Origin of the sequence: Streptomyces sp. NBC_01445, from assembly GCF_035918235.1 — a bacterium.
In the GTDB taxonomy this organism is placed as follows: Bacteria; Actinomycetota; Actinomycetes; order Streptomycetales; family Streptomycetaceae; genus Streptomyces.
In genome coordinates this window covers 6,175,925-6,200,522 of record NZ_CP109485.1, presented here as the reverse complement: position 1 = coordinate 6,200,522, position 24,598 = coordinate 6,175,925, and the positions used below count along the sequence as shown (strand labels likewise).

Annotated in this window: 18 protein-coding genes and 1 pseudogene; 6 read left to right on the top strand and 13 right to left on the bottom strand. The window is 72.9% G+C overall.

The genetic code is table 11. The annotated features are described in order from the left end of the window. Nucleotides 1-122 precede the first annotated feature (122 nt). Nucleotides 123-2,342, top strand: a complete 2,220-nt coding sequence (locus tag OG574_RS28245; protein ID WP_326775489.1) for a bifunctional glycosyltransferase/CDP-glycerol:glycerophosphate glycerophosphotransferase — start codon at nt 123-125, stop codon at nt 2,340-2,342. A gap of 24 nt (nt 2,343-2,366) precedes the next feature. Here OG574_RS28245 and OG574_RS28240 read toward each other — a convergent pair whose 3' ends face one another. The 8 genes from OG574_RS28240 to OG574_RS28205 all read right to left on the bottom strand — a co-directional run bounded on the left by OG574_RS28240 (nt 2,367) and on the right by OG574_RS28205 (nt 16,323). Beyond that, nucleotides 2,367-3,530: a glycosyltransferase gene (locus OG574_RS28240; RefSeq protein WP_326775488.1), complete on the bottom strand. Its 1,164-nt coding sequence runs from the start codon at nt 3,528-3,530 to the stop codon at nt 2,367-2,369. Next, nucleotides 3,527-6,286 carry a bifunctional glycosyltransferase/CDP-glycerol:glycerophosphate glycerophosphotransferase gene (locus OG574_RS28235; protein WP_326775487.1) on the bottom strand — a complete coding sequence of 920 codons (2,760 nt, stop codon included), beginning with the start codon at nt 6,284-6,286 and terminating at the stop codon, nt 3,527-3,529. Before OG574_RS28235 ends, OG574_RS28240 begins: the two co-directional genes overlap by 4 nt. Continuing rightward, nucleotides 6,283-9,792: a bifunctional glycosyltransferase/CDP-glycerol:glycerophosphate glycerophosphotransferase gene (locus tag OG574_RS28230; protein ID WP_326775486.1), complete on the bottom strand. Its 3,510-nt coding sequence runs from the start codon at nt 9,790-9,792 to the stop codon at nt 6,283-6,285. Before OG574_RS28230 ends, OG574_RS28235 begins: the two co-directional genes overlap by 4 nt. Nucleotides 9,793-9,989: 197 nt before the next feature. Next, a complete protein-coding gene (locus OG574_RS28225) occupies nt 9,990-10,814 on the bottom strand; it encodes a TylF/MycF/NovP-related O-methyltransferase (RefSeq protein ID WP_326775485.1) in 825 nt (274 codons plus the stop codon). Between the two features lie 33 nt (nt 10,815-10,847). Then, on the bottom strand, nt 10,848-11,591 hold the full coding sequence (locus OG574_RS28220) for a methyltransferase domain-containing protein (RefSeq protein WP_326775484.1): 744 nt from the start codon (nt 11,589-11,591) through the stop codon (nt 10,848-10,850). Between the two features lie 64 nt (nt 11,592-11,655). After that, nucleotides 11,656-12,795 (bottom strand): acyltransferase family protein, encoded by a 1,140-nt coding sequence (locus tag OG574_RS28215; protein WP_326775483.1) that lies wholly within the window; start codon nt 12,793-12,795, stop codon nt 11,656-11,658. Between the two features lie 196 nt (nt 12,796-12,991). After that, entirely contained in the window at nt 12,992-14,722 is a 1,731-nt protein-coding gene (locus OG574_RS28210; RefSeq protein WP_326775482.1) for a hypothetical protein, read from the bottom strand. Further along, nucleotides 14,719-16,323: a glycosyltransferase family 39 protein gene (locus OG574_RS28205; RefSeq protein ID WP_326775481.1), complete on the bottom strand. Its 1,605-nt coding sequence runs from the start codon at nt 16,321-16,323 to the stop codon at nt 14,719-14,721. Before OG574_RS28205 ends, OG574_RS28210 begins: the two co-directional genes overlap by 4 nt. A 109-nt stretch (nt 16,324-16,432) precedes the next feature. Here OG574_RS28205 and OG574_RS28200 point away from each other — a divergent pair, with 109 nt between their 5' ends. Continuing rightward, nucleotides 16,433-16,645: a hypothetical protein gene (locus tag OG574_RS28200; protein WP_326775480.1), complete on the top strand. Its 213-nt coding sequence runs from the start codon at nt 16,433-16,435 to the stop codon at nt 16,643-16,645. 19 nt (nt 16,646-16,664) lie between these two features. On the opposite strand, the gene OG574_RS28195 is transcribed toward OG574_RS28200, so the two are convergent. Continuing rightward, nucleotides 16,665-17,078, bottom strand: a complete 414-nt coding sequence (locus tag OG574_RS28195; RefSeq protein WP_100598921.1) for an organic hydroperoxide resistance protein — start codon at nt 17,076-17,078, stop codon at nt 16,665-16,667. Nucleotides 17,079-17,215: 137 nt separating this feature from the next. On the opposite strand from OG574_RS28195, the gene OG574_RS28190 reads away from it, so the two are divergent. The 4 genes from OG574_RS28190 to galE all read left to right on the top strand — a co-directional run bounded on the left by OG574_RS28190 (nt 17,216) and on the right by galE (nt 21,740). Further along, a complete protein-coding gene (locus OG574_RS28190) occupies nt 17,216-17,689 on the top strand; it encodes a MarR family winged helix-turn-helix transcriptional regulator (protein ID WP_326775479.1) in 474 nt (157 codons plus the stop codon). A 103-nt stretch (nt 17,690-17,792) separates the two neighbouring features. Then, the gene (locus OG574_RS28185; protein ID WP_326775478.1) at nt 17,793-19,031 is read left to right on the top strand and encodes a glycosyltransferase family 87 protein; all 1,239 of its coding nucleotides are present in this window, start codon (nt 17,793-17,795) and stop codon (nt 19,029-19,031) included. A gap of 48 nt (nt 19,032-19,079) precedes the next feature. Then, complete coding sequence (locus OG574_RS28180; RefSeq protein WP_326775477.1) at nt 19,080-20,702, top strand: glycosyltransferase family 2 protein; 1,623 nt, start codon at nt 19,080-19,082, stop codon at nt 20,700-20,702. A gap of 57 nt (nt 20,703-20,759) precedes the next feature. Beyond that, nucleotides 20,760-21,740 carry a UDP-glucose 4-epimerase GalE gene (gene galE / locus OG574_RS28175; RefSeq protein ID WP_326775476.1) on the top strand — a complete coding sequence of 327 codons (981 nt, stop codon included), beginning with the start codon at nt 20,760-20,762 and terminating at the stop codon, nt 21,738-21,740. 101 nt (nt 21,741-21,841) lie between these two features. On the opposite strand, the gene OG574_RS28170 is transcribed toward galE, so the two are convergent. The 4 genes and pseudogenes from OG574_RS28170 to OG574_RS28155 all read right to left on the bottom strand — a co-directional run bounded on the left by OG574_RS28170 (nt 21,842) and on the right by OG574_RS28155 (nt 24,522). Beyond that, nucleotides 21,842-22,486, bottom strand: a complete 645-nt coding sequence (locus OG574_RS28170) for a response regulator transcription factor (protein ID WP_326775475.1) — start codon at nt 22,484-22,486, stop codon at nt 21,842-21,844. Then, nucleotides 22,474-23,280: pseudogene (locus OG574_RS28165) on the bottom strand (sensor histidine kinase); the annotation flags it as partial. The pseudogene OG574_RS28165 and the gene OG574_RS28170, both read right to left, overlap by 13 nt. Nucleotides 23,281-23,417: 137 nt before the next feature. After that, the gene (locus OG574_RS28160; RefSeq protein WP_326775474.1) at nt 23,418-23,627 is read right to left on the bottom strand and encodes a hypothetical protein; all 210 of its coding nucleotides are present in this window, start codon (nt 23,625-23,627) and stop codon (nt 23,418-23,420) included. Between the two features lie 235 nt (nt 23,628-23,862). Next, a complete protein-coding gene (locus OG574_RS28155) occupies nt 23,863-24,522 on the bottom strand; it encodes a TetR/AcrR family transcriptional regulator (RefSeq protein WP_326775473.1) in 660 nt (219 codons plus the stop codon). Nucleotides 24,523-24,598 lie beyond the last annotated feature (76 nt).

The following is a 24,598-nucleotide window of genomic DNA, read 5'->3' as shown; positions in this document are numbered from 1 at the left end:
ACCGGTCACGGTTCGCCCCTCTTCGGCTACCGAGGGGTCCCTCGTATGCCACATCTGGCGTAACCGGATCACTCCATCGGCCGTTCCCGGGCAGTATGCCCGTGCCGACCCATGGATGCGCCTTGCCCCGGTTCAGTGTCATCGTCCCCGTGTACAAGGTGCAGGCCTACCTGCACGCGTGCCTCGAATCCGTCCTGGAACAGTCGTGTTCCGATCTCGAGGTGATCGCGGTCGACGACTGCTCGCCGGACGCGAGCGGCGCGATCGCCGACGAGTTCGCGGCGCGGGACGAGCGGGTGCGGACGGTGCGTCTGCCGGAGAACGTGGGGCTCGGCCGTGCCCGCAACACCGGCCTCGAACAGGCCACCGGGGACTACGTCCTCTTCCTCGACAGCGACGACACCCTCACGCCGGGCGCGCTCCAGGCGATCACGGACCGCATCGAGGAGACCGGCGGCCCCGACGTCCTGGTCTACGACTACGCCCGCACGTACTGGACGGGCGAGGCCGTGCGCAACCAGTACGCGGACCGGCTCACGCAGGACGGACCGGCGCCGTTCGCGCTCGCCGACCGCCCCGAGATCCTCCAACTCCTCATGGTGGTCTGGAACAAGGCGTACCGGCGGGCCTTCATCGAGGAGCAGGGCTTCACCTTCCCGCCCGGCTACTACGAGGACACCCCCTGGACCTATCCGGTCCTGATGTCGGCGCGGACGATCGCCACCCTCGACCGGGTCTGCGTCCACTACCGCCAGCGCCGCCGGGGCAACATCCTGGGCACCACGTCCCGCGCGCACTTCGACGTCTTCGAGCAGTACGACCGAGTCTTCGCGTTCCTCGACGCGCACCCCGACCTCGCCTCCGTGTGGCGCCCGTTGCTGTTCCGGCGGATGGTCGAGCACTTCGCCACGGTGTTCACGAACCCGGACCGGCTGGCGCGCGGCACCCGCCCCGAATTCCTGCGCAGGGCCCGCGCGCACTACCGCCGTTACCGCGTCCCCGGCGCGCCCGTCGCCGCCCGCGACCGCCTCCGGCACGGCCTGGTGCGGCTCGGTTCGCACCGCACCTACCGGTCGCTGGCCGCGGCGATGCGTCTCGTGCGGCGGGTCCGGGGGTTCACGGACCGGCTGCGGCGTACGGCCCGGGCGGCCGTCCTCCAGGCGCACTACCGCGTGCAGCTGCGGCTCCCGGTGCGCGCGGACCGGGCCGTGTTCTCCAGCTACTGGGGGCGCGGCTACGGCTGCAACCCGGGCGCCCTGGAAGCCGCGTTCCGCGCGCACGCGCCGCACGTCGCCACCGCGTGGATCGCCGGCCCCGAGCACCACCACACCCTGCCGTCCGGCACCCGCGCCCTGAGTCCCGGGACCGCCGCCTACTGGACGGCGCTGGCCCGCTCCAAGTACCTGGTCAACAACGTCAACTTCGACCGCAGGCTGGTCAAGCGCCCCGGCCAGGTCGTGATCCAGACGCAGCACGGCACGCCCCTGAAGAAGATGGGCCTCGACCTCCAGGACTACCCGGCGGCGGCCCGCGGCCAGGACTTCGACCAGCTCCTGCGCTCCGTCGACACCTGGGACTACGTCCTGTCCGCCAACCGGCACTCCACCCTCGTGTGGGAGCGCGTCTACCCGGCCGCGTACACGACGCTGGAGTACGGCTATCCGCGCAACGACGCCTTCCACCGGGCGAGTTCGCGGGACGTGGCCCGCATCCGCGAGAGCCTCGGCATCCCCGAGGGCGCGACGGCGATCCTGTACGCGCCCACCCACCGCGACTACCGCCGCACCCAGCGCTGCACTCTCGACCTGGAGCGGGTGCTGCGCCGGCTCGGCACGGACTTCGTCGTCCTGACCCGCGCCCACCCGCTGCACCAGGCACCTTTCGCTCAGGGCACCGGCCGTGTCGTCGACGTCTCCGACCATCCGAGCGTCGAGTCGCTGTGCCTTGCGGCGGACGCCCTCGTCACCGACTACTCGTCCCTGATGTTCGACTACGCCAACCTCGACCGGCCCATCGTGATCCACGCCGACGACTGGGAGGCGTACGAGGCGTCGCGCGGCACGTACTTCGACCTGCGCACGTCCCCGCCCGGCGCCGTCGCCCGCAGCGAGGACGAGCTGATCGACATCTTCACGACGGGACACTGGCGCGGCTCGCGCTCGGCGCAGCTGCGAGCCGCGTTCCGCGAGCGGTTCTGCCCGTACGACGACGGGCGGGCGGCCGAGCGGGTCGTGCGGCACGTCGTGCTCGGCGAGGACCAGGAGGCGCGGTCCGTGCGCGAGGTGCCGATCGCCGGGCCGCGCCCGGAGCCCGCGGACGAGCGGGTCGGCCCGCGCGCCTGAGCACGGAAGGCGCGGGGCCGGGCCTCACCGCTCCAGCAGGGCGAACAGCTCCTCCCAGCGTTCCAGGACGCGCTCCTCGGAGAACCGCTGCACATTGACCCTGGCCCGCTCCCCCATCGCGTCCCGCATCCGCGGGTTGCCGGTGAGGCGCAGGAGGCGATCGGCGAGGGCGGCGGTGTCGCCGGGGGGTGCGAGGAGGCCGTCCTCGCCGTCGCGCACGATCTCCCGCACCCCGGGCGCGCAGTCGAACGCGGCGCACGGCACGGCGCTCGCCATGGCCTCCATCAGCGCGAGGGGGAATCCCTCGCCGCGCGACGACTGGACGAACACGGCGCTTCCGGCGAGCGCCCCCGCCACGTCGTCCGTGCGGCCCATCCACTCCACCGAGCCGTCGAGGCCCAGCTCGGTGCACTGGCGCCGCAGGTCCGGCTCGTCGGCCCCGGCACCGTAGATCCGCAGGGTCCAGCCGGGCCGGCGCGGGGCGACCTCGGCCCAGGTGTCGACGAGCATGTCGATGCCCTTCTGGTCGGCGAGGCGGCCGATGCTGCACACGACCTTCGCGGTGCGTGGCGAGGGGATCTCGGGCAGGTGGGCGAGGGCGTTCGGCATGGCGCCGACGTTGTGCATGCCGTCGGCGATCCAGTCGTCGGCGTCCTCCTGGGTCAGGGCGAGCCAGCGGTCGGCGGACGGGTAGTTCCGCCTGATCCAGCGGTAGCGGTGGCAGGCCCGCGAGTAGGCGTACGACTCGTGGCTCATGCCGATGATCCGCAGACCGGCGGTGTCCGCCTCGCGCAGCCACTCCATGGGCCACACCTGGGTGACGACGGCTACGGCGCCGGGCCGGGCGGCGCGGAAGAGTTCCGAGAGACGGGCGACGGCGCGCCCGCGGTCCGCGAGACGCCGGGCTTCGCGGCGGTGCGCGGCGGGGCTGAGGCGGGCGAGGCCGCGCACGGGGCGCGGGGTCGGGGGGTGCGCGGGGTAGAGGCTGGTCACTTCGTAGCCGAGGTCGGCGGGGAGGGCGAGTTTGAGCTCCGCCTCGTGGACGCCGATGACGTGCACGCGGTGGCCCGCGCGCTGGAAGAGACGGGCCATCTGGTGGGTCCAGGCGGTGACGCCGCCCAGCTCGTCGACGGTGTTGGCGACGAGGAAGAGGTCGCGGCCCGCGCGCGGGGTGGTCGTGGTGGTCATGCGCGGGCCTTCTTCCCGAGGATGAGGTCGGCGGCCGCGCGGGCGGCGCCGCCGTCGTCGTAGGAACCGAACTCGGCGGCGAACGCGCGGCGCGCGGCCTGCCACTCCCCGTCGGCCTTCTTGAGCCCGCCGAGGGTCCGCAGCAGTTCCTCCTGCGTCTCGACGACGGGCCCGCCGGCGCGCTTGCGCAGGTCGAAGTAGGCGCCGCGGTCGGCCGCGTAGGCATCAAGGTCCGGCGCGAAGTGCATGAGGGGCCGGTCGAGGAGGGCGTAGTCGAACATGATCGACGAGTAGTCGGTGATCAACACGTCGGCGAGGACGAGGAGTTCACTCACGTCGTGGTGGCCGGAGACGTCGATGACGGTGCCGGGCGGGGTGACGGGCAGGTTCGCCGCCTCCATGTAGTGGGCGCGCACGAGCAGCACGTGCGTGTCGCCGAAGCGGTGGGCGAATTCCCTTACATCGAGCGGCAGTTGGACGATCCGCCCGCTTTTCGGGACTCCGCGGAACGTGGGCGCGTACAGCACCACCGTGCGGTGGTCCGGGATACCGAGTTCCGTGGCGAGCGCCGGACGGGGGAAGCGGCCCTCGCGCTCGTCGCGCCCGCGGGCCTCCACCAGGCGGTCGTTGCGCGGGTAGCCGGCGCGCAGCAGCCGCTCCTCGGGGATGCGGTAGGCGCGGGCGAGGGTCCGCACGTCGTGTTCCGAGCGGACCATGAAGTGGTCGAACCGGCCCACCGCGCGCCGCAGCTTCTCGCGTTCAGGCGCGTTCCGCGTCCTGTGCCGCGCCTCGTCGAACCCCATGCGCTTGTACGCGGATCCGTGCCACGTCTGCAGATACGTGGTGTGGCGCGGCTTGTCGAGGGCGTGCGGGAACCCCTGATTGTCGACCCACCACTCGGCGCGGGCCAGGGCCCACAGATACCGCCAGGACCAGCGGCGCACGAGCCGGGAATCCGCCGGGAACCCGGCGCTCGACGTGGCATACGACCAGACGCAGCGCACCCGGGCGCCGCGCGCCAGGAGTTCCTCGTGCACGGCGCGCGGACTGTCCCCGTAGCTCTTGCCCATGTGGCTCTCGAAGACGACGAGGCCCTTGCTGACGGGCAGCCTGGCCAGGATCCGCCGGTACACGCGCAGCTTGACCCGCTGGGAGTGCAGCGCCTCGCGCTTCTTGTTCAGGGCGCGCAGTACGGGCTTCAGCTTGCGGGCGGGCCTGAAGTGGGTGACGTAGTGCAGGACGGCCTGCGCGGTGCGGGCCGCACGGCGGCGGGGCAGCAGGCAGACGGCCAGGTGATGCTTGGCCGTGACGTAGGGCTGCCAGGTGTCGGCGGTGAGGCGGGTCAGGCGGGGGCGGGCCGGGAGAGTGGTGGCCCGGGTGGGGACGGCCGCCTTGTCGGCGACCAGGTCGGTGGTGACGGGAACGCCGTCCACGGTGAGGACGAGCCGCGGGTCCCATACGCGGTCGCCGATGCCGCGCGGGCGCAGCGCGCCGGTGAGGGGCAGCTCGGTCCGCCACACGACACCCCCGTCCTCCTGGCGTACGTCTGCCACCGGCACGGAGAGCGTGTGCGCGCGGCCGCCTCGCACCGAGAGGTCGAGGCGGGCGGCGAGCGCGGGCCGGTCGTCCAGGAGGCCGAGCGGCACGACGAGCCGCCCCTCGACGGCGAGCACCGCGCCCTGGCGCAGGCAGTGGGTGACGCGGTTCAGGAGACGGAGGTCGGTGAACTGCCGGTACTGGTGGCCGAGTTCGGTGACGTCGAACATGTCGTCGTCGGCGTGCTCCGCGCTCCAGCGGACGCGTCCGCCGCCCGTCATGACGAGCGGGGAGACGACGGTGCCGGGCCGGGCCAGGGCGTACGCGGCGGCCTGCACGCCGTCGGCGTCCCCGTCGACGAGGAGTCGCACGCCGATGCGCTCGACGGGCGGCAGAGCGCGCAGCGCGTCCGGGGTGACGAGGCCCTGCAGGCTCGGGGCGAGAGAGTCCGCCGTCTCCCGGCGGTCTTCCGGGCCGAGCGCCAGAAAGGCGCGGACGCACGGGATGACGTGGTCGGCGAGGAAGGCGCTCTCGCGGGCCGCGCGCAGGGCGTCGCCGTCCAGGAGCTCCAGCGTGCCGCGCTGGGCGTCGGCGGCGCGGGGCAGGTCCCGTACCGGGTCGGCCGGGGCACATCCGGAGGTGATCAGGTTCGGGACGAGCGCGATGCGCCGGGCGGCGAGGGCGGCCCGCACGCCGAGGGGGGCCCGTCCGGCGCCGGACAGCGCGCCGAGCGCGCAGCGCCGTACGCAGAACCCGGCGCTCAGGCTGTCGCGCGTGACGAGTTCGGGCGCGTCCGCGAGGTCCTCGACGACGCGGGACCTGGCGTGCAGCTCCCTCTGCCAGGCGGGCGCCTTGTCCCAGCGTCCCGCGACGAGGTCGGCGTCCGTGCGGCGGCCCGCCTCGAAGAGGTTGCGGCAGGCGTGCCGTTCGAGCCGCTCGCCCGGGGCGGCGACCATGACGTACCGGCCGCGGGCGGCTGCGAGGCCCAGGTCGCGAAGGACGCACGCCGGGCTCGCGGCACCGGCGTGGACCAGCCGGATCCGGTGCGGGTCGCCGGCCGCGAGCGACGCGGCCGTCTCGTCCGCCCCGGCCGTCACCAGGACGGCCTCGGTGCCGGCCAGGGTCTGATCGAGCACGGACCGTACGGTGGCGCGCAGCGCGGCGGCGTCCGTGCCGCAGACGACGACGCAGCTGATGTCGTACACCTCGGGCGTGGTCATCGGCGGCCTCCCGGCAGCATGGCGTCGGCGACATGCGCGGCGGCGTGCCCGTCGTCCAGGTCGCAGAACACCTCGCGGAAGCGGCGGTACGCGTCCTTGTGCCCGGCGGTCGCGGCGGCCGGGTCGCGCAGCGCCTCGACGACCTCCTCGCCGGTGGTGAGCAGCGGTCCCGGCGCCTGCGCGACGAAGTCGAAGTAGAAGCCTCGGAGCGTGTCCCGGTAGTGGTCGAGGTCGTAGGTGTGGAAGAGCATCGGCCGGCCGGTTTGCGCGAAGTCGAACATCAGCGACGAGTAGTCGGTCACCAACACGTCGCTGATCAGGAGGAGTTCACCCACGTCCGGGTGACGGGTCACATCACGTACGAAGCCGGAAGCGGTGCCGGGGACGGTGCCGCCGACGAGGTAGTGGCGGCGCACGAGGAGGACGTGGTCCTCGCCGAGGGCCCGCTCGGCCGCCGCCAGGTCGAGCCGGAGGTCGAGCCCGTAACGGCCGCCCCTGCGCGGCTGGTTCTCGCGCCAGGTGGGGGCGTAGAGGACGACGCGCCGGCCCTCGGGGATGCCGAGGCGTTCGCGGACCGCGGCGGCGACCTTGGCGCGGTCCGCCGCGTGCAGCAGGTCGTTGCGCGGGTAGCCGGACTCCAGGACCTCGCCGTGGTAGCCGAACGCGCCCCGCAGGACGGGGGTGGAGAAACGGTTCGGGGAGACGAGCAGGTTCCACTGCGCGGCGCGCTCCGGCAGCGTCGCGATGTAACGCCGGTCGCCGGACGGGCTGTCCGCCAGGTCGCGGCCGATGCGCTTGAGCGGGGTGCCGTGCCAGGTCTGTACGACGTACTGGTCCTCGGCGCGCTCGAACCAGTCGGGCAGCTGCGTGTTGGTGACGACGTAGCGGCTGCGGGCCAGGGCCTCGTACCACTCGGTGCTCCACAGCGCCACGGGCCGGCAGCTCGCGGGCACCGCGACCTGCTGGTCGCGCACGACCCAGAGATGCTCGAGGGGTTCGCCGCGGGCGACGAGCTCCTCATGCACGGCGCGCGGCGAGTCCGAGTACTGGCGGCCGTCGAAGCTGGAGTACAGGACCGTGTCGGTGCGGGGCTCGACGCGCAGGGACGCGTAGCGGGTGCGCAGCGCGCCCTGCTGGGCGCCGCCGCGCTCCGTGACGGCGAGGCCGGATCCCGACCCGATGACGAGTCGGTCGTAGGAGTGGCGCCCGACGCGGAAGTCCCGGCCGCCCAGGGCCCGTACGAGGGGCAGGCTCTCGTGCAGGGCGGGCGCGACATGGACCTGGCGGTACCGGCCGGGTTCACTCTCGCCCGGCTCGCGCAGGAACAGGTGCCAGCGGCCCTCGGCGAGCGGCAGGACTCCGGCGGGGCCCGCGACCGCGACCGGACACAGCGCCGCGTCGAACCGCCCGCCGGACACCACGACCGGAAGGACGGCCTCCTCGTCGTGGCCGCTGTGCTGGAGAAGCAGCTCCCACGCCGTCTCCGACTCGTCGGGGAAGCTGCCCCCGACGGTGAGCCGCCCGTCGTCGTCCCAGGCCAGGGTGTCGACGAGCGGCCGTACGGTCTGATTGCGCAGCTCGACGTTCCCGGCGGCGTTCGCGAGGACGAGGAGTTCGCGTCCGGCGCCGAGCGGGTGGCGGCCTGCCGGAGTGTCGGGGCGGACCGCGAGAGCCGACCACTTGTCGTCCCCGCGCACGAGGCCGACGCCCCACGGGTCGGTCTTGCGGGGCGCGCCGGTGTCGTCGGTCCCGGTATCCGCGATCAGGTCGAGGCGCAGCTCGGCGGTGAAAGCGCGACCCGAGCGCTCGACGGGGAGGTCGTACGCCTCCTTGGTGTGCCAGTTCTCGACGCGCAGCGCCTTGAGGTCGGCGGGCGCTCCCGGGGCGAGCTCCCCCTCCAGCCTGAGGGTGCCGCCGGACTCCTCGTGGCGCACGAGCCGGGCCTTCACGCGCTCGGCCCGCAGCCGGAGCCGGCCCTTGCTGAGCCGGGGAGTGATCCGCAGGAAGTCGTCCAGGTAGCGCACGGGCAGCTCGGCGAGCCCGCCCATCCGCACGGGCCCGGTGCGCAGCAGGCCGCCTCCGAACGCGGCCATCTCGACGTTCCAGACGGTGCTCGGCCGCTTGGTGACGAGCCGCGCCGGGTCGATGACCGTCTCGAACCCGGACCGGTCGTAGCTGTGCAGCCCCTGCTTGGAGCGGTACGTCGCGTCGCGGGAGCGGACGGTACGGACCTTCAGGGGCACCGCGCGCCGCTTGCCCGCCCGCAGCCACGCGAACTTGGCGCGCGCCTCGACCCGGCCCGCCGGCAGGTTCCGTACATAGGCGAAGCCCTTGAGCCGCAGCCGTCCGTCCTCGTCCCAGGACGCCTCGGTGACGTGCGACTTCAGCGGAAGATCCGCCTTGCGGAGCGCGGTCACGCCGCGCGGCAGGGGCCCGGTGACGGGAGGGAACTGCGCCCGGCGCCTACGCGGCCCACGCGCGAGGAACGTCGTGCCGTTGCTCTTCTCGTACGTCATGAACGCGAGCAGCTCGGTCAGGCGGCGCTCCCGGATGAGCTGCCACTTGACGCGCAGGGCCAGCGGAAGACCGGCGAGGACGGCCGGGTCGACGGTGTCCGCGAAGGAGCTGGCGTAGTCGAGGAAGGCCTCGTGGTACGCGGCGTCGCCGAGCGGCAGCGCCTCCATGAACAGCCACAGGTCCCCGGCGAGCACCGTCGCGTCGTAACGCCGCTTGCCCTCCAGCCAGCCCGCGGCCTCCGGGGTGCCGGCCGTCTCGCGCGCCTTGTCCCCGAGGAAGCCGCTGGCCGAACGGACGGCGGCGGTGCGGTCGACGACGGCGCACGGCCTCGCCCGCCGGTTGGTGATGGAGCCGGGCCGGTCACGCCACAGATAGACGGGCCCGGACAGGACGTCGACGCTGCGGGCGAGGAAGTGCGCGGGCACGATGACCGGGATGTCCTCGAAGAGCACGCCCACGGGGAAGGCCAGTGCGTGGCGGTCCCAGAAGTCCCTGCGGAACACCTTGTTGCAGGCGATGCGGTCCCCGAGCAGGCCCCAGTGCCGGGTGACATGGGTGGCGGAGCGGTCGGTGCCCATCACCTTGCGGAACATGGCCGACTGCTCGGTCGTCCCGTCGACGCGCAGCCGGTGCACGTTGCCGGTGGCGAAGTCGGAGCCCGACTCCGCCAGGGTGTCGAGCATGCGCTCGTACGCGTCGTGCGGCACCACGTCGTCACTGTCCACGAAGGCGAGATGCGTGCCCCTGGCCAAGGCCGCACCTGCGTTGCGCGCCGCTCCGAGGCCCGCGTTCCCCTGCCTGACGTAACGGAAGCGCCGGTCACGCCCGGCCATGGCGCGGGCGAGCACCGGACTCCCGTCGGTGGAGCCGTCGTCGACCATCACGACTTCGAGGTCGGACATGGTCTGCGCGGCCAGCGACTCCAGGCAGGCATCGAGGTACGCCTCGACGTTGTAGATGGGGACGACGACGGTCAGTCGTGGTGTCATGCGCTGCGCACATTCCTTCCGGAGAACTGACGGGCACGGCTGCGCGACCCGCGAGGGACCTACTTGTTAACAACCCGCTCTGTCGATCCGGGTCACCACACCTGAGCCATTCGGGTGATCACGCACGCGATCCCGCGCAGCGGGCCGGCGGGCGGCCGCGCTGCGCGGGATCGGTCGGGTCGGGGGTGAGGGCCGGGTCAGGGCTTGACGGCGATGCGCCCCTCGTCCATACGCAGGAGCAGCAGCCGCTCGCCGGTCTTCTCCAGGAACTCGTCGACGGCCTGCCGCGAGCCCTGCCAGTAGCCGTAGTCGTCGATGAGGAGGACGCCGCCGGGCACCAACCGGTCGTAGAGATGGTCGAGTTCGTGCTTGGTGGAGGCGTACCAGTCGGTGTCGAGGCGCAGGATCGAGATCTGCTCCGGGGCCTGCTGGGGGACGGTGTCCTCGACCCTGCCCTGGACGAAGTGGAGCCGGTCGGCGGGGTAAGGAACGCCCTGGAAACCGGACTTGACGTCGTCGAGGGTGGCGACGGCCCAGATCGGGCGGTCCTTGCCCTGGGCGGCGAGCAGTTCCTCGGCGGACTTGCCGTCGCGCCTGAGGTCCTCCTCGGTGGGCGGCGTCATGCCCTCGTACGTGTCGAAGAGGTAGAGGCCGCGCTCCGTGTCGCCCTGCGAGAGGAGGGCCTTGGCGCAGGCCTGCATCGAACCGCCGCGCCACACGCCGCACTCGACGATGTCGCCGGGGATGTTGTGCCTGACGATGTGACGGGTGGCGAGGATGAAGGCGTTGAGCCGCTCCGGCGAGGTCATCGTGTACGGCTTGACCGCACGGATGATGGCCTTCGCCTCGTCGTCGTAGTCCTCGGGGAGGACCAGGCCCTTGGGTTTCGGCGTCGGCTTGGGCGCCGGGGCCGCAGGCTCGGGCGCGCGGGCGGCCTGCCGGGGAGCGGGCACCGGTACGCGGGTCAGCTGGTACCCGGTGAGTTGCTTGATGACGCCGTTCACTGCGCTTCGCCATGCCATGCGCGGCACCTTACGTCCGCATTGTTCTTCATGTCACATTTCGTCAACACGGAGGATTTTCTCACCGTTTGATGCGCCGGGCGGCTTGGGAAGGACCAGCGGCCGGCCGCACCTCTCCCGTCCCGCGAGCGGCGTCGGCAGCGGCACCCCGTCGACTCCGCCGACGCGATTGGCCCACCAGCGCGTCGTCGAGCGCACCAACGCCATGGTCAGACGCGGGTACTTGGCCGGCTTGCGGAAGACGCCGACGGTGTCGCCCCAGTAGGCGTGCTTGGCGTCGATGCTGCCGTAGGCGTGCCGGATTCCCTTCATCGGCGGGAAGTCGGTGTACACCTCGCGCAGTTCGAGACGCGTGTACGCGGCGAGGGCGCGCATCCCGTCCGGGTAGTAGCGCCAGCAGTCCTGCGCGTCGTGCACATGGCCGCGCGAGGGGGCCGTGATGAACGCGGTGCCCTCCGGTTTGAGGACCCGGGCGATCTCCAGCATCGAGGCCCAGAAGAACGGGATGTGCTCGAAGGCCTGGCCGGAAATGAGGAAGTCGGCACTGTTGGAGCGAACCGGGATACGGTACGGCTTCGCCATCACCGCGTCCACATTGCGCCCCTTCAGCACGTCGACGCCGACGTACTCGGTGTCGTACCCCTCCAAGAGCGACTTGTGGGTGCGCACCTGTCCGTCCGAGACCCGCGCGCCGAGGTCGACCACCCGCAGCCGCCGCCCGCGCGGCAGGTAGCTCCGGACACAGAGCTCCATCTGTTCGTACGCGGACTGGTGCATGGCGGCCTCCATCAAGGGGGTCGGGGTGACTTGATGGCTTTTCAACGCGCATGTCCGCGTGGGGTCACCGTGCGAGACGACGCGGCGTGTGCCGGGACCACCACTTTCTGGCCGGTTCCTCGACGTACGTGAACAGCGCCCAGGACAGAGCGACCACCGCGACGGCGAGTCCGCACAGCGTGAACAGGGCGGAGTTGTCGGGCCGCATCCGGCCCCAGGTGTCCTGCACGTACCGGTTCAGCGTCTGGTGCAGCAGATAGAACGCGTACGACCACGCGCCGAGCAGCACCATGGGGCGCGAACAGAGCGCTCCGCGGCGCCCGGACAGCTCACGCTGGGCGTACGCGACGATGAGGAGCGCCGAGAACACGGCGACGAACGGCCGCACGGTCCACTCCAGTTGGCCCACTGTGTCCGGCGAGAACCAGACGGTCCGGTGGCAGTACACGGCCGTGTACGCGGCGAAGGCGGCGAGCAGTGCGGCCGGGCGCAGGGCGATCCGGTGGCCGCGGCGCAGGGCGATCGCGCACACGAGGCCGACCGCGAACTCGGGCAGGCGCGTCACCGGATGGCGCATGACCCATTCGCGGGCGAAGGGCGAAAGGTGCGCGGCGGCCCACCAGTTGACGGCCCACATGGCGGTGAGGCCGGACGCCGCGAGGAGCGCGAGGGTGCGGGTGCGCAGGCGCAGCGCCGGGCCGATCACCCACGGGAACAGGAGGTAGAAGAACACCTCGACACTGAGCGTCCAGGCCACGCTGTTGCCCGGGAACATGGGCACGACGCCGGGGAACCAGGTCTGCACGAGCAGCAGCGACGTGACAAAACTGAACGCGTCCGTGGGCACGCCGCCCCAGAGGTAGAACACCCAGATGCACGGGATCGTGGCGGCGAGATGGGCGGGCCAGATGCGGCCGGCGCGACGCCAGTAGAAGAGACCGCGACGCGTGCCGGGGCGGTGCCCCCAGGCCAGCAGAAACCCGGACAGCACGAAGAAGAACCCGACGCCGTTGACACCCATGGTCGAGTACGGGAAGAGCACGGGCGCCTGCGCGAGACCCTTGCCCGGGGCGAGTCCGGTGGTGTGGTGAACGAAGACGGCGAGGGCTGCGATGAAGCGCATCCCGGTCAGCGAATCGAGCCGCGGCGCGCGCGCATCCGCGCTGCGGGGGCGGGCGGGAGCGGGGAGAAGGGTGGCGGTCACAGGGCGGCCTCCTGTGCGGGGGTGAGGGGGCTGCGGCAGGCGCTGGTGTGGCTGGCCCGCCCAGGCGCGGGAGAAACCGTGTCCGTCACAGGGCGGCTCCCTGGCCCGGGGTGAGGGTTGTGGCGTCGCAGGCACCGGTGGTCGCGGCAGGGCTTGGCCCAGGCGGTCCGGGCGGGCGCGCGAAGCAGCGCGACCGTCACAGGGCAGCCGCCTGACCCGGGATGAGGGTGGCGCCGCAGCCGCTGGTGTGGTCCTGGCTCGCGATCAGGCGGTCGACGCGGGGTTTGGCCCAGGCGCGTACGGCGGTGATCCGGGCTGGGTCCGGGACGGCGTCGGCCCGGACGAAGTCACCGCCGTTCTGTTGCCGGTACAGCAGGACGTAACCGGCGTCCGCCAGGCGTGCGCGGGTCAGGCCCGGCTTGTCCACCCAGGCCTCGTGGACGTGCAGGAGTTCGGGGCGCTCGGCGCGAAGGACATGGTCACGCAGGGCGCTCGTGTCGCCGGAGGCGTACGCGTCCGCGATGCGGCGGTCCGTCAGGCCGGCCAGGTCCAGTACGCGCAGCCGCGTGGTGAGCAGCGTGCCGCCGAGGTCGGGCAGGGCGACGGTGGCGTGGCGCAGGCCGAGGCGCTCGGCGTACGTGTTGAACACCTGGCCGTAGCGTTCCGCGACGAAGCACATGGAGAGCGTCGGGTGAGCCTTGAACGAGGCCTCGCGGTCTGCCTGTCCGGCGTGTGCGAGGACCAGCGCGCCGGTCAGTGCCGCGGCGAGGACGGCCCGGCCGCGTGTCTCCTCCCCCTCCCACAGCGCTACGGCCGACAGTGCGGCGACGGCCGCAGCGAGCACCCACACCGGCGTGGCGAACCGGTACAGGGCCATCCAGTCCCGGCCGAGCACCCCGTACGCGAGCAGCGACAGGAGCAGCGGCACGAGCAGCGCCACCAGGGCCCGCCGCCCCTTGCCGGGCCGCGCGAGGACGGCACCGGCGCACAGCGCGCCGATCAGTGCGAAGGCCCAGCCGGCGTACGTCAACAGGTCACCGGCCTGGGCGAGTTGGGCGAGCCGCGGGGTCTGCTGCGCCTTGGCGACCGCGGTGTTCGGCACCCACAGACCGAAGACGGCGTGCCGCCACAGCAGGAACGCCCCGTAGGGCACGGCGACGACACCTGCGTGCAGGGCCAGCGCGCGGACCGAGCGGGGCAGCTCGCGCCGGCGCACGAAGAGGGCCAGGACGAGGGGGTAGGCGCCCGCGAGTACGGCACCGTCGGGGCGGGTCAGCGCGGCGAGCAGGGCGATCGTGGCGGCGGCAACAGCGGTGCGGGGGGCGGTGAGGTCGCCGCGGGTGACGCCCCGGACGAGGAGCGCGGCCGTCGCGGCGGCGCTCAGCCCGTACAGCGGATTCTCCAGGCCCGAGAAGGACCAGGCCACGTAGGACAGGTTCGTGGCGAGGGCCGTGCCCGCCAGGAGCGTTACCGCCCACGCGCGGCCGGGGAGCACGGCGCGGGCCGTCCACGCGATGCACGCGAGCGTGCCGGCCGTGCACAGCAGGGCGAGTGCTTTCGGGTAGAGCACGAGGTCGCTGACGCCCAGGAACGAGCCGTGGTCGAAGAGGCCGAGTCTGCGGCCGAGGGTCATCAGAGCGAGCCAGGACGGGTTGGAGTAGCCCTCCACGGGTGCGGCGCCCGGGAGTTGGACCGGGCCGAGGCCCTCGTCGACGCTGCGCGCGTACGCGAAGGTGACGGCGGCGTCGTCGACGATCCAGCGCCCGAGTCCCGCCGCCCTGACCGCGATCAGCGCCGTCGCGGCGAGGACGGCGGCGGGGTCGGCCCACCGGCACATGCGGGACGCGGGCGAGGCGCGTGCGGCGGGCACGGCCCGCGCCCGGTCGGGGCGGCGGTTGTCGAGGAGGGCGAGGAGCATGGCGTTCACGGTGACTCCAGCGTGGGCTCGGTGGGCGCGGCGGTCGCCCCGGCAGGCGGCCCCGCAGAGGCCGCGCACGTGGGCGCCGGGCCGCCCACACGCTCGTACAGGCGCAGCAGCCCGCTACGGCGTCTCGACTCGGCGAGGGGCATGAAGTCCCGCTCCAGGAGCGCGAGTTTGGTGAGTTCGACGGTGTTGCGGGTGTGCCAGCCGGGGTGCCCCGCCTCCGCGTCGAAGAGGACCCAGACGCGGGGCAGGCACGCCATCCGGGCGCGCAGTTCGGCGGGGCTCGCGTCCACGCCGTACAGGGTTCCGGAACGGGCGCCTGACGACTTCAGGGCCACGTCGCGCACACCCGCGACCGCGCGCGGGTACGTCTCCGTCAGGCGCCGGCCGGTCTTCGGCAGGTAGAGCAGCGCGTCGCCGGGCCGCAGGTCCCGCTCGGCCATGCGCGCCACGGCCCCGAAGTCGTCCCTGCGGCCCTCGGGCGACCGCTCGCGCAGCTGCGCCGGGAACTGCACCCAGAACGCCACCGCGACCAGGGCGGCCCCGGCGGTCACCTGGACGTACCAGGAGGGCCGCACCCGGCCCGGCAGGCGCCGCAGGACCGCGTCCGCGCCCGCCGCCACCAGCAGGGGCAGCCCGGCGAACGCGAAGAACGTGTAGCGCGGCGCGTACAGCGGCTGCCACTGCGAGACGGTCAACAGCAGCGCGGGCGGCACCACTGCCAGCGGCAGCGCGACCGCCACGAGTCCGCACGCCCCCCGGCGGACCGCGGGGGCGAGCACCGCGGCGGCGGCGAGCAGAAGCGTGGTGTTGAAGACGGCACCGGGGTGCCCGGCGGCGAGCCGCAGCAACGCCTCCGCGTCCTCCCAGCCCGGCCTGCGGATCCACGCCACCTGGAAGCTCTGCCCCCGCGCCTCGTCGGCGAGGGGCAGGACCAGCAGGACGGCGGCAGCGGCGGCGGACGCCCAGCCCCGCCACAGCACGGGGGCGGCGCGTGAGACGAGGAGGGTGACGGCGTGCGCGGCGAGGACGAGCACGGCGAACTCGTGGAGCCACGCGGTCACCGTCACGAGCGCGGCGTACCCGGCCCAGGCGGGCCACGACGGATGCCGTACGCAGCGGACGAGCATGAGCGTCGCCGCGGCGGCGCCCGCCGCGACGATCGCGTACGAGCGGCCCTCCTGCGCGTAGTAGCCGGTGAACGGCGAGGCGGCGTACAGGAGTCCGGCCCACAGGCCCACGCGGGGCCGGACCAGGCGGACCCCGAGCGCGGCGACGAGGCAGGCCGCCGCGGCCGCACCGAAGACGGACGGCAGTCGCATCAGGTAGGCGTCGGTCTGCCCGCCGAGTACGAAGTGGATCAGTACGTAGTAGAGGCCGTGGACGGCGTCGATGTTGCCGAGGAGATGGTGGATCTGGGGCAGGGAGCGGGTGGCGACGAGCATCGTCGCGGCCTCGTCCCGCCAGATCGTGCCGCGGTCGAGCCCCCAGAGCCCGAGGCCCACCATCACCAGGCCCGGCAGCAGGACCGCGGTCACGGCGGGTGCGGCGGCGGGAAGGACCCTGGGGGTGCGGCCTCGCGGACCGTCCGAAGAGATGCGCACGCGCCGATCCTGTCCCAAATGATCCGATTTGTGACGCAGCCTTGCCGTCATGGATCGCGCGTGCGGCGCGGGATGGTGGCGGAGATACGGGACATAACGCCTGGCGACCGTGAGGCACGACGCCCGACCGCCGAAGACCTCGCATCACCCGATCGAGTGGGCGAAGGCGCAGTTGCCGACCGGAGCGACCGGACCTGGCGGCCCCGCCCCGGCCCCGGCCCCGTTCTCGACGAACGAGGCTGGGGCCGACGCGTCGCCGCCGTACGCTCCCGCCGACCGGCCGCGCACTCCTGCCGACTACTCGCCCTACTCGTCCTACTGAACTACTCGAACTACTCGAACTACTCGACGACGAGCTCGACGTCGATGTTGCCGCGGGTCGCGTTCGAGTACGGGCAGACCTGGTGGGCCTGCTCGACGAGCTTGCGGCCGGTCTCGGCGTCGACCGTCTCCGGCAGCTCCACGCGCAGCGTCACCGCGAGCCCGAAGCCCTCACCCTGCTTGCCGATGCCGACCTCGGCGGTCACCGCGGCGTCGCTGACGTCGACCTTCGCGGCGCGGCCGACGAGACCGAGCGCGCTGGCGAAACAGGCGGAGTACCCGGCAGCGAAGAGCTGCTCGGGGTTGGTGCCCTGGCCGTTGCCGCCCATCTCCGTGGGGATGGCCAGCTGGAGGTCGAGGCGGCCGTCGGAGCTGACGGCGCGGCCGTCACGGCCATGCGTGGCGGTGGCTACGGCGGTGTAGATCGCTTCCATGAAAAACATCCTCCTGCGTGGGGCCGCGGTGACGTCCGCGGTGGAGTACGTGCTGCGCTGACGGATACAAGTAGAGCACGCAATTCAGTTGTGCACAACCAAGTTGCGCACCGAGGCATCCCGGCTACCCTGGAGCCATGACCACCGAGACGACCGAGACGCCCGGCGACGAGGAATTCCTGCGGCTCGACCGCCAGATCTGCTTCTCCCTGAACGCCGCGTCGCGCGCGTTCGGCGGCGTCTACCGCACGCTCCTCAAGGACCTGGGCCTGACCTACCCCCAGTACCTGGTCATGCTCGTGCTCTGGGAGGACGGCGAGCTGCCCGTGAAGCGGCTCGGGGAGCGGCTGCGGCTCGACTCGGGCACACTGTCGCCGCTGCTCAAGCGGCTGGAGGCGGCCGGCCTGGTCCAGCGGGAGCGCAGCGCGCGCGACGAGCGCTCGGTGAACGTCCGGCCGACCGGCGCGGGCACCGAGCTGCGGGAGCGCGCGGCGCTGGTGCCGCGCCGGATCGCGGCCGCGACGGGGTTCGACCTGGTGGAGATCGAGGACATGCGCGCCCGCCTGGACCGCCTGACGAGGGCGCTGGACGGGGCGGCGCTGGACGCATAGTCGGGCCACCGGCGTCGGATGCGGCGCCACTCCGCCCGACACGAAAGCCGCATTATGGTGATTATCACCGAATATGCGGGCATTCGATCGTACGCTCGCGCAGGTGACGCTCGAGACTCAGCCGCCCACCACCTCAGCGCCCGTCCACGCGACCTGGGTCCGCCCAGGACCCCTCGCACGGGCGGCGCTCCCCCTGACCTGGCTGGCCACCCGCGCCGCGATGCTCGTCCTGCTCGTCACGGACGAGCGCGCCCCGCTCGGCGTCGGAGGCATCGCGCACGAGGTGCACACGCTGTACGCCCGCTGGTACGCCCCCCTCGCCGACGGCGCCTTCCCCGCCGGTGACGCGATGTGGCAGTACCCGCCCGGCGCGGGCCCCGTCCTCCTGGCGCCCGGCCTGATCCCAGGCCTCACGTACTTCCAGGGCTTCGTCGCACTCACGCTCGCCACGGACGCCCTGGTCACGCTCGCCCTCGCCCGGACCGGCGCGCGGCCGAGACGCAGTGCGGGCGGCGCCTGGCTGTGGGTGGCCGGGCTGCCGCTCCTGCTCCACATCCCGCTGGCCCGCTACGACATCGAGGTCACCGCGCTCGCCGTGTTCGCGCTGCTGCTCATGGGGCGGTTCCCGCGCGCGGGCGGCGTGCTCGCGGCGTGCGGCGCGCTGGTGAAGGTGTGGCCGGCGCTCACCCTGCTCGGCACGCCCCGGGGACGTACCAGCCGGGAGGCGTGGACGGCGGCGCTCACCTCCGGCGTCGCGATCCTGCTGGCCCTCGCGGTCGCGTTCCGCTCGCCGTTCTCGTTCCTGCGCCACCAGGGCGAGCGGGGTGTGCAGATCGAGTCGCTGGGCGGCACGGTCCTGTCGTTCGCGCGGCGGGCGGGCTGGTCCGGACACATCCGCTACCAGTTCGGGGCGATGGAGTACGTCGGCCCACACGTGGGCGCGGTGGCCACGGCCTCCCTGGTACTCACCGCCGTCGCGGCGGCGCTGCTGATGCTCTGGCGGCTGCGGGCGGTGAGCTGGAGCCCCGCGACGCCGTTCGACGCGGCCCTCTGCGCCGTCCTGCTCTTCACCGTCACCAGCCGCGTGATCAGCCCGCAGTACCTGATCTGGCTGCTCGGGCTCGCCGCGGTCTGCCTCACCTCGCGCCACACCACCCAGCGCCTCGTCGCCGCACTCGTCGTGGCAGCGGCCGGCCTGAGCGCGCTCGCGTACCCGGTCCTGTACCGCGACGTCGAGGCCGCCACCTGGACGGGCTCGCTGCTGATGCTGGCGCGCAACGGCCTGCTCCTCGGAGGTGCCGTCCTCTCGTTCCGTTCCCTCTGGAAGGGATCAGAGGCGTAAGAGCTTTACTTACCGGACAATTACCGCAAACGCCTAGGATTTCCTTCTGTGGAAGCAGTGCAGCCCGAGCCCCAGCAGCCGTCGCCCCCGCAGTCACAGGTTTCCGTCGTCGTCATCGGCTACAACGACGCGGCACGGGTCCCCGACGCCGTGCGCTCCGCCCTCTCCCAGGGCCCCGCGGTCCGCGAGGTGATCGCCGTCGACGACTGTTCGACGGACGGCAGCGGCGAGTTGCTCCGGCGCACGGCGGACGACGAGCCACGTCTGAAGGTGGTGCGCCGCGCCGCGAACAGCGGCGGCTGCGGCACCCCGCGCAACGACGGCATCGACACTGCCTCGGCCCCGTACGTCATGTTCCTGGACAGCGACGACGTGCTGCCGCCCGGCGCCGTCGACGCCCTGCTCGGCGCGGCGCTCGCCCACGGCACCGAGGTCGCCGCCGGCCTGTGCGTGCGCCGCGAACTCCCCTCGGGCCGCGACATCCCGTGGCAGCCGGAGCTGTACGCCGAGCCCGCCGTGGTCCCCCACCCGGAGCGCCGCCCCCGCCTCGTCCACGACACCCTCTGCGTCAACAAGCTCTACCGCACGGACTTCCTGCGCGAGCACGGGATCCGCTTCCCCGACGGCCGCTTCGTCTACGAGGACTTCGTGTTCACCGCGCGCGTACTCGCCGCCGGACCGCGCATCGCGCTCGTCCCCGACACGGTCTACATCTGGCACGTGCGCCGCGACGCCGACCGCCTGTCGCTCTCCCTCGACCGGGCCGGACTCGACAACTGGACCGGCCGCATCGAGGCGCACCGCCAGTCCGTCGACATCCTCCTGACCGCCTCGCACAAGCGCCTGGCGCGCGCGGCCCGCACCCGCTTCCTCGACCACAGCCTGCGCATGTACGCCCGCGAGCTCGACCTGCGCAGCCCCGGGTACCGCGCCGAGTGGTGGGACCGCACCCGCGCCTACCTCGCCACGTTCGACACGGCCGACATCGACGCGGCGCCCGCCCCCGGCCGCGTCGTCGCCCGCGTGATCCTCGCCTCCGACCACCCGCGCGACCTGCCCCGCCTCAAGGAGGTCGCGGCCCGCCCCGCCCGGCTGCGCCCGCCCTACGCACGCGCCGCGGACGGCACGCCGATCTGGTCCGACGACCTCCCCCAGGTGACCCTGGAGCACCTCCTCGTACGCCCCATGGGCCTCCTCCCCATCGCCATAGAGGCGGAACTGCGGCCACGCGCGCGTGGCTCACGGCTGCGGCTGCGCCTGCACGACCTGTACGGCCGCGTCGCCGAGGCGGGCCCCGCCACCGTCGACATCGAGGTCATGGACCGCCGGCGCCACCGCCCCGCCAGGCGCCGCACCGTGACCCTCGTACCCGGACGCGACGCCGGGACCTGGGAGGCCGAGACGTCCCTCGACCTGTCCGCGCTCGCCGCCGGCACCTGGGACCTGCGCCTCCATGTGAACTTCGCGGACGGCACGAGCCGCGACGCCAGCGCCCACGCCGTCACCGGCCCCGGCCTCCTGCGCCGCACCGCCCTGCCGAGCCTGCGCCACGGCATGCTGCTCGCCCATCCGTACGCGACCCACTCCGGCGCCCTCGCCGTACGCCTCGCACCGGGCGTACGCGGAGCCCTTGCGGTGGCACGCGGCCGCCTCAACCGCCTGGTTCACTAGAGCGCCGACCGCACGCGAACGTTCTTGCCGACTCGACCGAGGGGACCCTGTACCGACATGACCTGGCTGATCACCGGCGGTGCCGGTTACATCGGGGCGCACGTCGTCCGCGCCATGCAGGAGGCGGGCGAGCGGACCGTGGTCTACGACGATCTGTCCACCGGCGTCGCCGAGCGCGTCCCGGACGGCGTACCCCTCGTAGTCGCCTCGACCCTGGACGCGGACGCCGTGGCGCGCACCATCGCCGGGCACGGCATCACGGGCGTCGTCCACCTCGCCGCGAAGAAGCAGGTCGGCGAGTCGGTGGAACTGCCGCTGCACTACTACCGCGAGAACGTCGAGGGCCTGCGCGTCCTCCTGGAGGCGGTCACGGCGGGCGGCGTCCCGTCCTTCGTCTTCTCCTCGTCCGCCGCGGTGTACGGCATGCCCGACGTCGACCTCGTCACCGAGGACACCCCGTGCCTGCCGATGAGCCCGTACGGCGAGACGAAGCTCGCCGGCGAGTGGCTGGTCCGCGCGACGGGCCGGGCGCACGGCCTCGCCACGGCCTCCCTGCGCTACTTCAACGTGGCGGGTGCGGCCGCCCCCGAACTGGCCGACACCGGCGTCTTCAACCTCGTACCGATGGTCTTCGAGAGGCTCACCGACGGCGAGGCCCCGCGGATCTTCGGCGCGGACTACCCGACACCGGACGGGACCTGTGTACGCGACTACATCCACGTCGTCGACCTCGCCGAGGCCCACGTGGCCGCCGCCCGCCGCCTCTGCGGCGAGGCCCCGGGCACGGACCTCACCCTCAACATCGGCCGCGGCGAAGGCGTCTCGGTCCTGGAGATGGTCGAGCTGATCAACGCGACGACGGGCCACGGCACCGACCCCGTCGTCACCCCGCGCCGCCCCGGCGACCCGGCCCGCGTCGTCGCCTCCGCGGACCGCATCGCGACGGAGCTCGGCTGGACGGCGAAGCGCGACGTACGCGACATGGTCGAGTCGGCGTGGCAGGGCTGGGTCCGGGTGCACGGGACCGCCGTGGGGTGAGTCCCGTTCGGCGCGGGACCATGAAGCCGGAGATCTGCCCGGCGTTCAGCGTGGTCACGGCCTGAACCGGCCGTAGACCGGGTGCCGGCTCCCTCCGCCTCCTACGCCCTGTTGAGGTAGGCCAGGACGGCGAGCACCCGCCGGTGCCCGCTGTCGCTCGGGGGCAGCCCGAGCTTCGCGAAGACATTGCCGATGTGCTTGCTGACGGCCCGCTCGGACACGACCAGCGTCTCCGCGATCGTCGTGTTGCCCCGGCCCTCCGCCATCAGCTCCAGCACCTGGCGCTCGCGCGGCGTGAGCCCGTCGACCGGGTCGTCCCGGCGGCGGCTGAGCAGCTCCGTGACGACCTCGGGGTCGAGGGCCGTACCGCCCCCGGCCACCCGGTCGAGCGCGTCGAGGAACTCGTCGACCCGGCCGACCCGGTCCTTGAGCAGATAGCCGACACCGCTCGCGCCGTCACCCAGGAGTTCGGCGGCGTACGACTCCTCGACGTACTGCGACAGCACCAGAACAGGCAGTCCCGGCAAGGACTTTCGGGCCGCCAGGGCCGCCCGCAGCCCCTCGTCCCGGAACCCCGGCGGCATCCGCACATCGAGCACCGCCACCTCCGGCCGGTGCTCCAGCAGCGCGGGCAGCACCTCGGGCCCGCTCCCGGCGACGGCCACGACTTCGTGCCCGGCCGAGCTCAGCAGCAGGACGAGCCCCTCGCGCAGGAGCGCGTTGTCCTCAGCGATCACCACACGCACGGCAGCTCCACCTCGATCACGGTCGGCCCCCCGACGGGGCTCGACACCTCTGTCGTCCCGTCGAGCGCGGCAACCCGGCGCCGCATGCCGAGCAGCCCCGAGCCGCCCGACCCCTGCGCGCCACCCCGCCCCTCATCCCGCACGGAAACCCTCAACCCGCCCTGCGTACGCGCCAGTTCCACGGTCGCCCGGTCGGCGCCGCTGTGCTTCGCCGCGTTCGTCAGCGCCTCCGCGACCACGAAGTACGCCGCCGCCTCCACGGCCGCCGGGGCGCGCGACCCGTCCCCCACACCGTCCTCGCGCACGGTCACGTCGAGCCCGCTTCCGGCGGCGAGCGCCCGCACGGCGCCGGCCAGACCACGGTCGGTGAGGATCGGCGGATGGATGCCGCGCACCACGTGCCGCAGCTCGGCGAGCGCTTCCTCGGCCTGGTCCTGGGCGTCGTCCATGAGCTTGCGGGCAGCCGCCGGATCACGTTCGTACGCCCGCTTGGCCAGCCCGATCCGCATCGACAGGGAGACGAGGCGGGCCTGCGCCCCGTCGTGCAAGTCCCGTTCGATACGCCGCAGTTCGGCCCCGTGCGCGGCAACCGCTCCCGCCCGCGTCGCCGTCAGCTGCTCGATCCGGTCCGTGAGCCGCGCACTCGGCGGGGGCGCGAGGAGCGCGCCGGACCAGGAGGCATCGAGGTCCGCGAGCCGCGCCACGAGCGGCAGCACCACCGCGCGCCGCCCGAGCAGCCCGCACCACACGCCGTCCACGAGCAGCCCGAACGCCCAGACCACCAGGGACACGTACAGCACGGGACGACCCTGTTCATGCTGCGCCGCAGGGATGCGTGAGCGGCTGCGCTGCCCCTCTCACAACCAAACACACATGCAGTTTTCCCGGGATTTTCAAGGCTCTGGCCGGAGTTCCGCGACGTCGCAGGTTGCTACCCAGCAGCCACAACCGGGCCGGCCGTGACCTGAGGACGGTTGGGGAGCAGCGACGAGAGGTTGTCCCGTACGAAGTCCGCCGCCCGGTCGATCGACCCTTCGGCCCCGGATCGGTCTTCGAAGACGCTGGTGGAGACCATCACTCCGTCCCCGGCGTCCACCCAGTAGTAGGCCACGAAACCGGGGGCCCGGCGGAGGAGAGGCACGAATCCCTCGTCCACTCGGCGCCCTGCCTCGGCAGAGTCAGTCACTCCTTCGTAACGCCGAATCACTGCGTACATAGCTGATCTCCTCATGGATCCCAAGGTCGCCTTGCGCGAAACGACCTACCCCCACCGAACGTCTCTCGCGCGGGTCACGTCCGGACGTGACCCGGACAGGTGATCCGAACCAGGCATCTGCCGTGGCCAGGGCGCCGCCGCGACTGATGTCAGCGGGCAACTACAGCGCCCTCAACCCCGCCGCCGTAGCCGAAGCCAGTTTCCCCAGGTACCCCTTGGGCAACGGCGTGCGCACCACCACCGCGCGCCAGTACAGCGGGCCCGAGATCAGGTCGAGGGCGAGGTCCTCGTCGAGGTCCGCCCTGACCTCCCCGCGCGCGGCGGCGCTGCGCACGATGCCGCTCGCCACCCCGTGCTGCCCCTCGCGCAGTGCCTTCTGCATGGCCTCGGCGATTTCCGGGTTGCGGGCGGCCTCGGCCTGGAGGTCGGGGATGATCTGGCCGGCGACCGGATGCCTCAGGGCGCGGGATGTCACCTCGTACAGGAGGCGCAGGTCGCCCTCCAGGGAACCCGTGTCCGGGGCCGGCAGGCCCTGTACCGCTATGGCGGAGACCAGGTCCAGGACCAGGTGCAGCTTGGAGCGCCAGCGGCGGTAGACGGCCGTCTTGCCGACGCCCGCGCGGCGCGCGATCCCCTCGATGGACATACGGGCATAGCCCACGGCGGCGAGCTCTTCGAAGACGGCTGCCCGGATGGCGTCGGTCACATCCTCACGGAGGACGGCTGCCCCTGCGGGGGCCCGGCGACGCGGTGGCGACGGGGGTCCCCCCTGCTCGAGCGAAGCCGAGAGCTCGGGGGAGGAGTCGGCGTTGGTCGTCATGGTGAACAGCTTACGGCGCTACGACGAAACGGTTGCGTTCCGACGTCGCGACGCCCTACGCTCGCGTCACGACGAT